This window comes from Gordonia zhaorongruii, assembly GCF_007559005.1.
GTDB lineage: Bacteria > Actinomycetota > Actinomycetes > Mycobacteriales > Mycobacteriaceae > Gordonia > Gordonia zhaorongruii.
In genome coordinates, this window is the sequence record NZ_CP041763.1 from 2,573,332 (window position 1) to 2,584,797 (window position 11,466).

Sequence of the window (11,466 nt, forward strand, 5' to 3'; positions counted from 1 at the left end):
CGTTTCGCGCCGAGGCGAGAGCAGCCTACTTAGCCTGCTCCAGCACCTCGACCAGACGCCAGCGCTTGGTCGCCGACGTGGGTCGGGTCTCCATCAGACGGACGCGGTCGCCGATACCGGCGGTCTCGTTCTCGTCATGCGCCTTGACCTTGCTCGTGGAGCGGATGATCTTGCCGTAGAGCTTGTGGCTCTTACGGTCTTCCAGCTCCACCACGATGGTCTTCTGCATCTTGTCGCTGACGACGTAGCCGATCCGCTCCTTGCGGTCGTTACGCTCCTGCGAATTGCTCACCTTCTGGTCCTCACTCATGCGTCATCACCTTCCGGGCCGGACGCCAGGCCCAGCTCGCGCTCACGCATCACTGTGTACACGCGCGCGATCTCGCGGCGCACGGTGCGCAGACGGCGGTTGTTGTCGAGCTGGCCGGTGGCCATCTGGAAACGAAGGTTGAAGAGCTCTTCCTTCGACTCCTTCAGACGATCGACCAGATCGGTGTCGCTGAGCTCACGGAGCTCAGAAGCAGCTACTCCAAGTGCCATCAGAACTGCTCCTCTCTGGTCACGATCCGGGTCTTCATGGGGAGCTTGTGCTGCGCGCGACGCAGGGCCTCGCGAGCGGTCTCCTCATTGGGGTAGGTCATCTCGAACATCACGCGGCCCGGCTTGACCGGGGCCACCCACCACTCGGGCGAACCCTTACCGGAACCCATGCGGGTCTCGGCCGGCTTCTTCGTGATCGGACGGTCCGGGAAGATGTTGATCCAGACCTTGCCGCCACGCTTGATGTGGCGGTTGATCGCGATACGAGCGGACTCGATCTGACGGTTGGTGATGTAGGCACCTTCCAAGGCCTGGATGCCGTAGTCACCGAAGGTGACCTTGGTTCCGCCCTTGGCCTGCCCCTTGAGGCTCGGGTGGTGCTGCTTACGGTGCTTGACCCGACGAGGGATCAACATTGCCTAGCCCTCCTGCTTCTCTGCCTGCGCAGGCGCAGGCGCATCAGCAGCCGCCGTTGCCTCGGCAGCCGCGTTGCGGCCTGCCTCGGTACCGGTCGACGTGGTGCCCGAGGCACCGCTGCGACGCGGGCGGCTGGGACGACGCGGACGACGGTCCTCTGCCGGAGCGGCCACAGCCTGCTCGCGGCGACCACCGACGACGTCACCCTTGTAGATCCACACCTTCACGCCGATGCGGCCGAAGGTGGTCTTGGCCTCGTAGAGTCCGTAGTCGATGTCGGCGCGCAGCGTATGCAGCGGCACGCGTCCCTCGCGGTAGAACTCCTTGCGGCTCATCTCGGCACCGCCCAGACGACCCGAGCACTGAACTCGGATGCCCTTGACGCCCGGCTGACGCATGGCCGACTGAATGGCCTTGCGCATTGCACGACGGAACGCCACGCGGTTGCTCAGCTGCTCGGCGACGCCCTGTGCGACGAGCTGTGCGTCGGCCTCGGGGTTCTTCACCTCGAGGATGTTCAGCTGAACCTGCTTGCCGGTGAGCTTCTCCAGGTCACCGCGGATGCGGTCGGCTTCGGCGCCGCGGCGGCCGATGACGATGCCCGGACGCGCGGTGTGGATGTCGACGCGAACGCGGTCACGCGTGCGCTCGATCTCCACCTTCGAGATGCCGGCGCGCTCGAGGCCCGTGCTCAGCAGCTTGCGGATGGCGACGTCTTCCTTGACGTACTCCGCGTACTGCTTGTCGGCGTACCAACGCGAGCTCCAGTCGGTGGTGATGCCCAGCCGGAAGCCGTGCGGGTTGATCTTCTGGCCCACTGGTTAGGCTCCCTTCTTCTTCTGCTGGCGCGAACGAGCACGTCCGCCGTTCTCCGCTGCGGCCACGACCACGGTGATGTGGCTGGTCCGCTTGCGGATGCGGAACGCACGGCCCTGTGCGCGCGGCTGGAACCGCTTCAGGGTCGGACCCTCGTCGGCGAAAGCCTCCGAGACGACCAGGGCGCGACGATCCTGTCCCTGGTTGTTCTCCGCGTTGGCGATCGCGCTGGCGAGCACCTTGTACACGGGCTCACTTGCTCCCTGCGGTGCGAACCGCAGGATGTCCAGAGCCTCGTCCACGTTCTTGCCGCGGACCAGGTCGAGGACTCGGCGAGCCTTCATCGGGGTGACGCGCACGAAACGTGCGGTCGCCCGTGCGGTCTGCACTGTGTTTTCAGTATCAGTAGCCATGGTTACCGGCGCTTCGCTTTCCGGTCATCCTTGATGTGACCCTTGAAGGTACGGGTGGGGGCGAACTCGCCCAACTTGTGTCCCACCATCGAGTCCGACACGAACACGGGCACGTGCTTGCGTCCGTCATGGACCGCAAAGGTGTGGCCGATGAAGTCGGGGATCACAGTCGAGCGGCGCGACCAGGTCTTGATGACCTGCTTGGTGCCCTTCTCGTTCTGTGCGTCCACCTTCTTCAGGAGGTGGTCGTCGACGAACGGGCCTTTCTTCAGGCTGCGTGGCATTTTCTTACCTCCTCCTAGTTATCGCTTGTTCTTGCCGGTACGACGGCGGCGGACAATCAGCTTGTCGCTGGGCTTGTTCTTGCGGGTGCGGCCCTCAGGCGTACCCCACGGGCTGACCGGGTGGCGACCACCGGAGGTCTTGCCCTCACCACCACCGTGCGGGTGGTCAACCGGGTTCATGACGACACCACGGACGGTGGGGCGCTTGCCCTTCCACCGCATGCGGCCTGCCTTGCCCCAGCTGATGTTCGACTGCTCGGCGTTGCCCACCTCGCCGACGGTTGCGCGGCAGCGCACGTCGACACGGCGGATCTCACCGGAAGGCATACGCAGGGTCGCGTACGGGCCTTCCTTACCCAGCAGCTGGATGGAAGCGCCGGCACTGCGGGCCATCTTCGCGCCACCGCCCGGACGCAGCTCCACGTTGTGGATCTGCGTACCGGTAGGGATGTTGCGAAGCGGCAGGTTGTTGCCGGGCTTGATGTCGGCCTTCGGGCCGCTCTCGACCACGTCGCCCTGCTTCAGGTTCCGCGGTGCCAGGATGTAGCGCTTCTCGCCGTCCACGTAGTGGAGCAGTGCGATCCGAGCCGTGCGGTTCGGGTCGTACTCGATGTGCGCGACCTTGGCGTTGATGCCGTCCTTGTCGTTACGACGGAAGTCGATCAGACGGTAGGCACGCTTGTGGCCACCGCCCTTGTGACGCGTCGTGATACGACCGTGCGCGTTACGGCCACCGGTGTTGTGCAGCGGGCGAACGAGCGACTTCTCGGGGTGCGAACGGGTGACCTCTGCGAAGTCGGCTCCGCTCGATCCGCGACGGCCGGGGGTTGTCGGCTTGTGCTTACGAATTGCCATGAGTCTTAGTCCCTATCCTTCTCGCGGGCGGTCAGCTGACCGCTCCCCCGAAAATCTCGATGGGCTTGCTGTCAGCGGACAGCGTCACGATGGCGCGCTTGGTGTCCTTGCGCTTGCCGTAACCGAAGCGGGTGCGCTTGCGCTTGCCCTGACGGTTGTTGGTGTTGACGCTGGAGACCGTGACATCGAAGATCTGCTCGATGGCGATCTTGATCTGGGTCTTGTTCGAATCCGGGTGCACCAGGAAGGTGTACACGTTGTCTTCGATCAGCCCGTATGCCTTCTCCGAGATCACCGGCGCCAGGATGATGTCACGCGGATCTGCGTGCGTAGCCATTCCTAGGCCTCCTTCTTGGTGTTGGCCTCGACGAAGGCGTTCAGGGTCTCGACGCTGAACACAACCTCATCCGAGTCGAGGACGTCGTAGGTGTTGAGCTGGTCGCTCGTGATCGCCAGCACGTTCTTCAGGTTCGCGACGCTCTTCCAGCCGGCCTCGTCCTGACGGCTGAGGACGACCAGGAACTTGCGACGGTCGCTCAGCAGGTCGAGCAGCTTGCGCGCGCCCTTGGTCGACGGGGTCTGGCCCGAGACGAGCTCGGTCACGACGTGGATGCGCTCGTTGCGAGCGCGGTCCGACAGTGCACCGCGAAGCGCGGCGGCCTTGACCTTCTTGTTGACCTTCTGGCTGTAGTCACGCGGCTGCGGGCCGTGGACGGTTCCACCGCCGACGAACTGCGGTGCGCGAGTCGAACCCTGGCGTGCGCGGCCGGTGCCCTTCTGGCGGTACGGCTTAGCGCCACCACCGGAGACGGCCGAACGCGTCTTGGTCGCGTGCGTGCCCTGACGTGCGGCGGCCTGCTGGGCCACGACGACCTGGTGCATCAGCGCGATGTTCGCGGTCTGATCGAACAGGTCGGCCGGCAGGTCGACGGTTCCGTTAGTGGAGCCGTCGGCTGCGCGGACGTCGAGCGTCAACTTGGTTGCGGTTTCGGTGCTCACTTGCTGCCACCCTTCACTGCCTCGCGGACCACCACGACGCCGCCCTTGCGGCCGGGGATCGCGCCCTTGATCAACAGCAATCCGGCTTCGGTGTCCACCTTGTGAACCGTGAGGTTCTGGGTGGTCACCTTGTCGTTGCCCATGCGGCCTGCCATGCGCATGCCCTTGAACACACGACCCGGAGTTGCACAGCCACCGATGGCGCCCGGCGAACGGTGCACGCGGTGCGCACCGTGGCTGGCGCCCATGCCGGCGAAGCCGTGACGCTTCATGACACCGGCGAAGCCCTTGCCCTTGGAAGTACCGGTGACGTCGACCTTCACGCCGTCAGCGAAGAGGTCTGCACCGAGCTCCTGGCCGACCTCGATCTCCGAGATGTCGCCGACGCGAATCTCGGTGAGGTGGCGGCGCGGGGTGACACCGGCCTTTGCGAACTGGCCGGCGACCGGCTTGTTCACCTTGCGGGGGTCGACGGCGCCGTAGGCGAGCTGGACTGCGGTGTAGCCGTCACGATCCTCCGTGCGGAGCTGCGTGACGACGTTCGAGCCCGTCGCGATAACGGTCACCGGGACCACCCGGTTGTCTTCGTCGAAAACCTGGGTCATGCCGAGCTTGGTGCCCAGGATGCCCATCGTTGCATTCTGCTTGCTCATTATTTCCGATCCCCCGTCACTGGATATTGACGTCGACGCTGGCCGGCAGGTCGATACGCATCAGCGCATCGACCGTCTTGGGCGTCGGGTCGAGGATGTCGATGAGTCGTTTGTGAGTGCGCATCTCGAAGTGTTCGCGGCTGTCCTTGTACTTATGCGGCGAACGGATGACGCAGTACACGTTCTTTTCGGTGGGCAACGGCACCGGCCCGACCACGCGTGCACCCGTGCGGGTCACGGTCTCCACAATCTTGCGCGCCGAAGCGTCGATCGCCTCGTGGTCGTAGGCCTTGAGCCTGATGCGGATCTTCTGTCCCGCCACGCTGTGTCCTCTTCCGTCTGGTTGTCTCTCGACAGCAGAACACCGCGTGAACCCACACTCGCGCAGACGCGAGCGGCAACTGAGCCACAAGACCAACCCTCATGAGATCGGGCGGATCGACGCTGTTCTTCTGTCGTTGTACGTTGCCGAACTCTCGTCCAGCGGCCGACTGATGTCGACATCGCCTCCGGTCACCCCGCGGTCGGGCGTGTCGTGTCCGTGCTGATAACCAAATCGGCACGCGTTACACGCCCGGTTCCGCTTGAACGGTTCCAGGAAGTTGTTCGCCCCTCGCGGGGCAACCTGAACAGTATGCAGGACGTGCCGGTCCGATACAAATCATCGTCTCGATGAGTCGAATGGTCTGCGTCACGTGGTGCCCCTGCGTCGATGCGTCGGCCGGGCTGCCGACCGCGTGTGTCAGGCGCGTCGCACTGCGCCATCTCCCTCTCCGCTGCGCCACTGCCGCTCCGCAACCCCAACGTGAGCTGCAGAGCCCAGCTGGTGGTGCGACGCCGCAGGTGGTGGTGTGGGCGTGAGGCGAATGGTGCGCCTCTGTCTGCTATCTCGCCCGTCGCACCACCAATTCGGCCGCACTGCGTCAACTGGTGCAGCCGTGCCGAGCTGGCGCAGACGAAATGTGCATTGGCGCTGTGGGCGGCCTCTGGATGTCCGCGCCTGCGGCACTGCCACTACAGCCGCTGCAACGGCCACCCCGACGTCCGACGCCGCTCCTGCGACGACGCCGTCAGTGCAACCATGCCCGCAGCTTGGGCACCATACGGCCGTGCAAGAGATCGGCCCAGTCCCAGCGAACGACCATGAATCCGAGGCTGCGCAGGTCGTCTTCGCGGCGCTTCTCACGGAGAACGGCGTCAGCGACGGATTCACCGGGCTTACGGAGCCGTCCGTACTTGTGATTGCCGTCGAACTCGCCGATAAGGCGACTGTCCCACTCAAAATCGGAGAAGTAGGTGCGGCCTCCGACTCGATGCTCGCACTGCAGGTGAGGCATCGGCAGTCGGGCCTCGGTCATCTGCGCCCGGCTCCACGACTCTCCCACCGACGCCGCGCGACCGTCTGCCGCGATCAACGCCGGCCACGCTCGCCGCGCCCCGAATCCACGACGCCGAGCGAGTTGCTCCTGACATTCCGAGCGGTCGACACCGAGACGCAGAACCGCATCGAACACCGTCAACGCAGACGCGAACGAACTGGAGATCGCGATGTCCACCGCCGTCCGCGCAAGGCCCGTGACCGCCAGGCCGTCCGCGTCAACGACGTCATCGTCACTCAAGCTCGTCGTGTGCACGTGGCGCCCGGATCGCAGGCCGCCACCTCTCGAGGACCTGCTCGTCACGTGAACGAGCCCCCTCGGCGGATCGAGCAGCGGGAGTCCGTGCACGGCCGCCGCCGAGTGGTGACTGAGCACCGTCGCCGCCCCGTCGCGGGCTCCGGTCGACGTCGCGATGCACCGCAGCCGGTACATGGAGTCAGCGCCGCCCGGCCCCTCGAACTGCGGACCGCCGACGACGAAGACCCCGAGAGCGAGGCGCGTCAGCTCGCCGCGCCGAACCGCTGCGGCGAGCATCGAATCCGACCATCCCGCCTCGAGTGCGTCGGATCGGCGAATCAACCCGTACCGGTCGGCCGGCAGCAACTGGACCGTCATCGGACCCCCATCCCTCGGTCCGCTCATCGTGCGACGCCGTGGCCGACACGTCGAGACCACTGTGCACAGCCCGGCGCACCCAGACCTCGGCGACCAATGACCGCCGCACGGTGAGGCCCCGACGGCCCGTCGATACCATCGACCCATGAACGCAGAGAAGAACAGCGCGACGCCGGACGCGCCGCTCAGCGCCACCTACGCCCTCCGCAAGCGCCTGCCCGACAACCGGCTCGGCGACGTGCTGTTCTCCCTCGGCATGGTTGCGCGGGTCCCCTACTTCGGCACGATCCTTCCCGTGGTCACCGAGATGGAGCCCGGCTACTGCCAGGTGACGGCCCCGAAATGGTTCGGCGTTCACAACCACATCGGGACGTTCCATGCGATCGCCGCCTGCAATCTCGCCGAGACTGCGATGGGCATGCTCATGGAGGCGTCAGTCCCCACCACCCACCGCTGGCTCCCCAAGGGCATGACCAGCCAATACCTCGCCAAGGCGGAGACCAGGCTCACCGCACACGCGGAGTTCGCGGAACCGATCGAACTCGCGACCCTCACCGCAGGCACCGACGTCGTCGTCTCGATCCGCATCGTCGACACCGAGGGCACCGAGGTGGTGCACTGCGACATCACCACCTGGGTGACGCCGAAGCCGTCGGCCTGAGCCGGCGCGCCCACCATTTACGATCTGCGCATGAGATCCCCCGCGAAGACCGGTCGACGGACCAGCCACGCCGCACGACTCCTCGGTCTCGGCTCTGCGGCGATCGGCGTCATCGCCCTCGGTGCTTGCTCCGTCGACGGCGACGCCGTCCGGGAGGCCGGGGCCGCGCCGTGGTCCACTTCCTCGACCCCTTCATCTCCCTCGACGTCGGGCGCCACCGCACCGGTCGGATCCGACGGGGCGTTCCGGATCACGCCGGAGAAGGCGGCCCCGAAGGTGACGGTCACCGCGATCGAAGACCTCGCGTGCCCGGCCTGCAAACGCTTCGAGTCCGTGATCGGATCCGACGTCGCGGACCTCGCCGACGACCCCGACGTCGCCCTCGAGTACCGGATGATCGCATTTCTCGACCGGATGTCGGACGACCGTTACTCCTCGCGCGCAGCCAACGCGTCCTACTGCGTCTGGCATCGGGAGACCGACCAGGCAGACCGTGTCACCACGTGGCGCAAGTTCCAGCAACTCGCCTTCGACGGCCAGCCTGACGAGGGTGGCCCAGGCCTTCCGGACTCCGAGCTCGCGGCGTTCGCCGAAGAAGCAGGCGCGGGTGACGCGCAGAACTGCATCAGCGGCGAAGACCGGGCCGACGAGGTGAAGGCGACCACCGAACGCACCCTCGGAGATGCCGAGTTCGAGGGCACTCCGACAGTCCTCGTCAACGGGGAACAAGTGACCGTCGCCAGCGCGTCGGACCTGACAGACGCGGTGGAGAAAGCCAAGCGCGGTTGATCGGCAGCCGTCTATCTCGCAGTCTTCACTCACTTCTCCGTCGACTGTCATGAAGTTCTCAGGGTGAGACCAGTAGTGTTGCTCCCGAGTATGCTCCGACGCGCTTGCACCCACAGGCTGGCGCCGCCCGACACGTGAGGACTGAATCCGTGACACAGAACCGCCGGACCGTCGTCGACCCGCGCAAGGCCGAGAAGCGCCGTTCGCTGATCTGGAAGATCGCCGCCGCAGTAGCGCTGATCGTCGTCGCTGCGCTCGTCATCCTCGCCGTCGTCTGGAAGAACGACGAGGACTCGACGACCGGCGGCGCGGGAGCACCGAGCGTCGTCACCGAGAACGGATCCATTCGGATGACTGCGGCACCGGCGGGCACCGAGCCCAAGGCGACGCTGACGATCGTCGAGGACTTCCAGTGCCCGGCGTGCAAGCAGTTCGAGGAGCAGTACGGCCAGGCGATCGACGAACTGGAGAAGAATCCGAACGTCGCCGTCGACTACCGGACCGTCGCATTCCTCGACCGCAACTTCGGTAACTCGTACTCCGCGGATTCGATGAACGCCTCCTTGTGCGTCGCCGAATCGGTCGGCAAGAACGGCGACCGTTCCATCTGGAAGCGCTTCCACGACGCGATGTACGCGAACCAGCGGGCTGAGGGCAGCGCCGGACTCGGCAACGACAAGATGAACTCACTCGCCAAGGAAGCGGGCGCCAACGGCGTCCAGGACTGCATCAACAACAACCAGTTCGGTGACTGGGTGGATGAGCAGAGCCAGAAGATCCTCAGCGACGAGGGATTCAAGGGCACACCGTGGCTCCAGCTCAACGGCGAGACCCTCGACACTCAGGGCATGAGCCCGGACCAGTTGGTCCAGACCGTCAACGCGGCCGCGAAGTAAGAACCTCCGATGGCAGCTACCCCCGCGAACGACGAACCGGTCGGCGACGGTGCAGCCAAGGGTACTTTCGCCGGATCGTCTGACACTGTGAGCGATGCTTCGAGCAGTCCTCCCGCCGACGACGCTTCCGCTGCAGACGTCGCCGTTCCGCGCACCGACTCGGCGGTGCCGGACGGCGGTCACGCGCTGACCAGGCTGCGTCCCGCGTCGCCGGTACTCGGATGGGCTCTGCTCGTCGCCGGCATCCTGGGACTCATCGCCTCGGCGATGCTGACGATCGAGCGCATCGAGCTGCTCATCGATCCCGAGGCGTCGCTCTCCTGCAATTTCAACCCGATCATCTCGTGCGGTTCGGTGATGGTGACCGAGCAGGGACGGTTCTTCGGGTTCCCGAACCCGATCCTCGGTCTGCCCGCGTTCGCCCTGGTCATCACCACTGCGGTACTGACCATCGGCCGGGTGCGCCTGCCTCGCTGGTACTGGATCGGACTCACGCTCGGCACAGCACTCGGCTGGGTGTTCGTGCACTACCTGATCTTCCAGAGCATTTACCGCATCGGCGCCCTGTGCCCGTACTGCATGGTCGTCTGGACGATCACTCCGCTCATCCTGGTACTCGCACTCTCCCGCTCCCTGCCCGACAGCAAGTTGGGCCGTTCGCTCCGCGAATGGACGGGCGTCCTGCTCCCCGTCTGGTACGCGATCGTCATCCTGCTGATCGGCGTGAAGTTCTGGGACTACTGGAGCACGCTGTTCTGAGGCCATCGCGCGCGAAGTGCGGATGAGAACGGCCTGAATATCGCGGTCCGAGGGCAATCTTCCCTCTGCTGCTCTTATTCAGGCCGTTTTCCGCAACGCCTCCGCAGCATCTCCGCATTCGCGGCCGCTCACATCCGTTCGCCGATCAACGTCGCGAGCATCACCACGGTCTCGTGCGGTCCGCTGTGCAGCGGACCGGGCAGGATCGACGCATCCACGACGCGCAGACCCGGCACGCCGTCCACACTGCCCGTCGTGTCCACCGCATGACCTGCGGGGAGGCTTCCCCATGCGTGCTGGGACATCCCGATGACCGGATCGACGCGCACCGATCCCGGCGCGACCAGGTCGGCGAAGGCGTGCGAGGCGAGCATGTCGACCACCATCTCGACCCCCGTTGCCAGTCGGGCCGCAGAGTCCTCGTCCGGAGCGCCGAGATCGACGGTCCCGTCCGCGCCGAGCAGCCCGGTGGTGCCCATCATGTCGGCGACACCGATGGGCACAGCGCCGTCGTTGCTGATCGGGTCGGCGGTGAAGGCCGCGAAGTCGGCGCCGTACGGTCGGACCTCCAGGCCCTCAGCGGTATGCACGACGGTCTGGAGCAGCGCGGGCGCAGACGGTGGACGTCGCGGAGTGAACCGCACGATCCGCTCCGGGTGCTCGTAAACCGGCAGGTCGCCGAGGAGCGGCGCGACGAGCCGCGCGGTCCCGAGCGTGCCCGCGCACAGGACCACCTCACCGGCATCGATCCGCTCCCCCGACGATGCGACGACGCCCGTCACCCGGCCGCCGGACACGACCAACGACTCTGCCTGCACCGAACTCAATCGTCGGAGATTGGGACGGTCACCGACCGCAGCGAGCAGATGCGCGGTTGTCCAGCGCCGGCCGCGCTCACGATTGCCACGGACCCGGACCAGCCCCGGACCCGGGTACGGGCCCGCCACCAGCGAGCTGCCGTGCCAGGTCTCGACAGCGCGCGCGACGTCGCCGAGCTCGTCGTCGCCGAACGCGCTCACGTGCATCGAGCCGCTACCTGCCGAGCCGCCGTCCACCTCGTCGAAAGCGGCGTCGATCTCCTGCTGCGGCCACGGCCACCCGCGGTAGTCGGTGCGGTGCCCACGCAGGAAGTACCCGCCGTTGATCGCCGACGACCCACCGAACCCGCTTCCCCGCACCACCGGCCGACCACGTCGTTCCGGGACCACGACCGCCCGCGACGACGCCGCTATCGGCAGTCGCGTCAGCTCGGTCTCGAACGGTCCGGACGGACCGCGGTCGATCAGCAGGACCGTGCGGGAGTCATCGCGTGTGAGCCGTTCGGCCAGGACGCAGCCCGCCGAACCGGCTCCGACGATCAGCACGTCCGGGCGCAGCCCATCGGTCATGT

The 11,466-nt window shown here is 66.1% G+C and carries 17 protein-coding genes; 4 read left to right on the forward strand and 13 right to left on the reverse strand.

From position 1 onward, the window contains the following. Nucleotides 1-25: 25 nt before the first annotated feature. From rpsQ to FO044_RS11910, 12 genes are all read right to left on the reverse strand, one after another. A complete protein-coding gene (gene rpsQ / locus FO044_RS11855; RefSeq protein WP_132992065.1) occupies nt 26-310 on the reverse strand; it encodes a 30S ribosomal protein S17 in 285 nt (94 codons plus the stop codon). Beyond that, the gene (rpmC, locus tag FO044_RS11860) at nt 307-540 is read right to left on the reverse strand and encodes a 50S ribosomal protein L29 (RefSeq protein ID WP_132992066.1); all 234 of its coding nucleotides are present in this window, start codon (nt 538-540) and stop codon (nt 307-309) included. Before rpmC ends, rpsQ begins: the two co-directional genes overlap by 4 nt. Continuing rightward, the gene (gene rplP, locus FO044_RS11865; protein WP_132992067.1) at nt 540-956 is read right to left on the reverse strand and encodes a 50S ribosomal protein L16; all 417 of its coding nucleotides are present in this window, start codon (nt 954-956) and stop codon (nt 540-542) included. Before rplP ends, rpmC begins: the two co-directional genes overlap by 1 nt. A gap of 3 nt (nt 957-959) precedes the next feature. Further along, nucleotides 960-1,775 carry a 30S ribosomal protein S3 gene (gene rpsC / locus FO044_RS11870; protein WP_132992068.1) on the reverse strand — a complete coding sequence of 272 codons (816 nt, stop codon included), beginning with the start codon at nt 1,773-1,775 and terminating at the stop codon, nt 960-962. 3 nt (nt 1,776-1,778) lie between these two features. Then, a complete protein-coding gene (rplV, locus tag FO044_RS11875; protein ID WP_132992069.1) occupies nt 1,779-2,186 on the reverse strand; it encodes a 50S ribosomal protein L22 in 408 nt (135 codons plus the stop codon). A gap of 2 nt (nt 2,187-2,188) precedes the next feature. Continuing rightward, on the reverse strand, nt 2,189-2,470 hold the full coding sequence (gene rpsS, locus FO044_RS11880) for a 30S ribosomal protein S19 (RefSeq protein ID WP_132992070.1): 282 nt from the start codon (nt 2,468-2,470) through the stop codon (nt 2,189-2,191). 18 nt (nt 2,471-2,488) lie between these two features. Next, nucleotides 2,489-3,325 (reverse strand): 50S ribosomal protein L2, encoded by an 837-nt coding sequence (gene rplB / locus FO044_RS11885; RefSeq protein ID WP_132992071.1) that lies wholly within the window; start codon nt 3,323-3,325, stop codon nt 2,489-2,491. A 31-nt stretch (nt 3,326-3,356) separates the two neighbouring features. Next, nucleotides 3,357-3,662: a 50S ribosomal protein L23 gene (gene rplW, locus FO044_RS11890; protein WP_132992072.1), complete on the reverse strand. Its 306-nt coding sequence runs from the start codon at nt 3,660-3,662 to the stop codon at nt 3,357-3,359. A gap of 2 nt (nt 3,663-3,664) precedes the next feature. Continuing rightward, nucleotides 3,665-4,324 carry a 50S ribosomal protein L4 gene (rplD, locus tag FO044_RS11895; protein ID WP_132992073.1) on the reverse strand — a complete coding sequence of 220 codons (660 nt, stop codon included), beginning with the start codon at nt 4,322-4,324 and terminating at the stop codon, nt 3,665-3,667. Continuing rightward, a complete protein-coding gene (gene rplC / locus FO044_RS11900) occupies nt 4,321-4,977 on the reverse strand; it encodes a 50S ribosomal protein L3 (RefSeq protein ID WP_132992074.1) in 657 nt (218 codons plus the stop codon). Before rplC ends, rplD begins: the two co-directional genes overlap by 4 nt. Nucleotides 4,978-4,993: 16 nt before the next feature. Beyond that, on the reverse strand, nt 4,994-5,299 hold the full coding sequence (gene rpsJ / locus FO044_RS11905) for a 30S ribosomal protein S10 (protein ID WP_003938093.1): 306 nt from the start codon (nt 5,297-5,299) through the stop codon (nt 4,994-4,996). A 748-nt stretch (nt 5,300-6,047) separates the two neighbouring features. Beyond that, on the reverse strand, nt 6,048-6,971 hold the full coding sequence (locus tag FO044_RS11910; RefSeq protein WP_132992075.1) for a type IV toxin-antitoxin system AbiEi family antitoxin domain-containing protein: 924 nt from the start codon (nt 6,969-6,971) through the stop codon (nt 6,048-6,050). A 145-nt stretch (nt 6,972-7,116) separates the two neighbouring features. Between FO044_RS11910 and FO044_RS11915 the strand changes: the two genes are divergently transcribed. The 4 genes from FO044_RS11915 to FO044_RS11930 all read left to right on the forward strand — a co-directional run bounded on the left by FO044_RS11915 (nt 7,117) and on the right by FO044_RS11930 (nt 10,076). Next, nucleotides 7,117-7,632 (forward strand): hotdog fold domain-containing protein, encoded by a 516-nt coding sequence (locus FO044_RS11915; protein ID WP_132992076.1) that lies wholly within the window; start codon nt 7,117-7,119, stop codon nt 7,630-7,632. 30 nt (nt 7,633-7,662) lie between these two features. After that, the gene (locus tag FO044_RS11920; RefSeq protein WP_132992077.1) at nt 7,663-8,421 is read left to right on the forward strand and encodes a DsbA family protein; all 759 of its coding nucleotides are present in this window, start codon (nt 7,663-7,665) and stop codon (nt 8,419-8,421) included. A gap of 149 nt (nt 8,422-8,570) precedes the next feature. Further along, nucleotides 8,571-9,317 carry a DsbA family protein gene (locus FO044_RS11925; protein ID WP_132992078.1) on the forward strand — a complete coding sequence of 249 codons (747 nt, stop codon included), beginning with the start codon at nt 8,571-8,573 and terminating at the stop codon, nt 9,315-9,317. 9 nt (nt 9,318-9,326) lie between these two features. Further along, nucleotides 9,327-10,076, forward strand: coding sequence for a vitamin K epoxide reductase family protein (locus tag FO044_RS11930; protein WP_132992079.1), 750 nt, complete (start codon nt 9,327-9,329; stop codon nt 10,074-10,076). A gap of 128 nt (nt 10,077-10,204) precedes the next feature. On the opposite strand, the gene mftG is transcribed toward FO044_RS11930, so the two are convergent. Then, nucleotides 10,205-11,464 (reverse strand): mycofactocin system GMC family oxidoreductase MftG, encoded by a 1,260-nt coding sequence (gene mftG / locus FO044_RS11935; RefSeq protein ID WP_143965717.1) that lies wholly within the window; start codon nt 11,462-11,464, stop codon nt 10,205-10,207. Between the last annotated feature and the right edge of the window lie 2 nt (nt 11,465-11,466).

Bases quoted from the DNA above. Each gene is read 5' to 3' on its own strand.
- FO044_RS11915 (WP_132992076.1), top strand. From the start codon at position 7,117: ATGAACGCAGAGAAGAACAGCGCGACGCCGGACGCGCCGCTCAGCGCC.
- rplV (WP_132992069.1), bottom strand. From the start codon at position 2,186: ATGGCTACTGATACTGAAAACACAGTGCAGACCGCACGGGCGACCGCA.
- rpsS (WP_132992070.1), bottom strand. From the start codon at position 2,470: ATGCCACGCAGCCTGAAGAAAGGCCCGTTCGTCGACGACCACCTCCTG.
- rpsQ (WP_132992065.1), bottom strand. From the start codon at position 310: ATGAGTGAGGACCAGAAGGTGAGCAATTCGCAGGAGCGTAACGACCGC.
- rplW (WP_132992072.1), bottom strand. From the start codon at position 3,662: ATGGCTACGCACGCAGATCCGCGTGACATCATCCTGGCGCCGGTGATC.
- FO044_RS11930 (WP_132992079.1), top strand. From the start codon at position 9,327: ATGGCAGCTACCCCCGCGAACGACGAACCGGTCGGCGACGGTGCAGCC.
- rplC (WP_132992074.1), bottom strand. From the start codon at position 4,977: ATGAGCAAGCAGAATGCAACGATGGGCATCCTGGGCACCAAGCTCGGC.
- mftG (WP_143965717.1), bottom strand. From the start codon at position 11,464: ATGACCGATGGGCTGCGCCCGGACGTGCTGATCGTCGGAGCCGGTTCG.
- rplB (WP_132992071.1), bottom strand. From the start codon at position 3,325: ATGGCAATTCGTAAGCACAAGCCGACAACCCCCGGCCGTCGCGGATCG.
- rplP (WP_132992067.1), bottom strand. From the start codon at position 956: ATGTTGATCCCTCGTCGGGTCAAGCACCGTAAGCAGCACCACCCGAGC.
- rpmC (WP_132992066.1), bottom strand. From the start codon at position 540: ATGGCACTTGGAGTAGCTGCTTCTGAGCTCCGTGAGCTCAGCGACACC.
- FO044_RS11920 (WP_132992077.1), top strand. From the start codon at position 7,663: ATGAGATCCCCCGCGAAGACCGGTCGACGGACCAGCCACGCCGCACGA.
- FO044_RS11910 (WP_132992075.1), bottom strand. From the start codon at position 6,971: ATGACGGTCCAGTTGCTGCCGGCCGACCGGTACGGGTTGATTCGCCGA.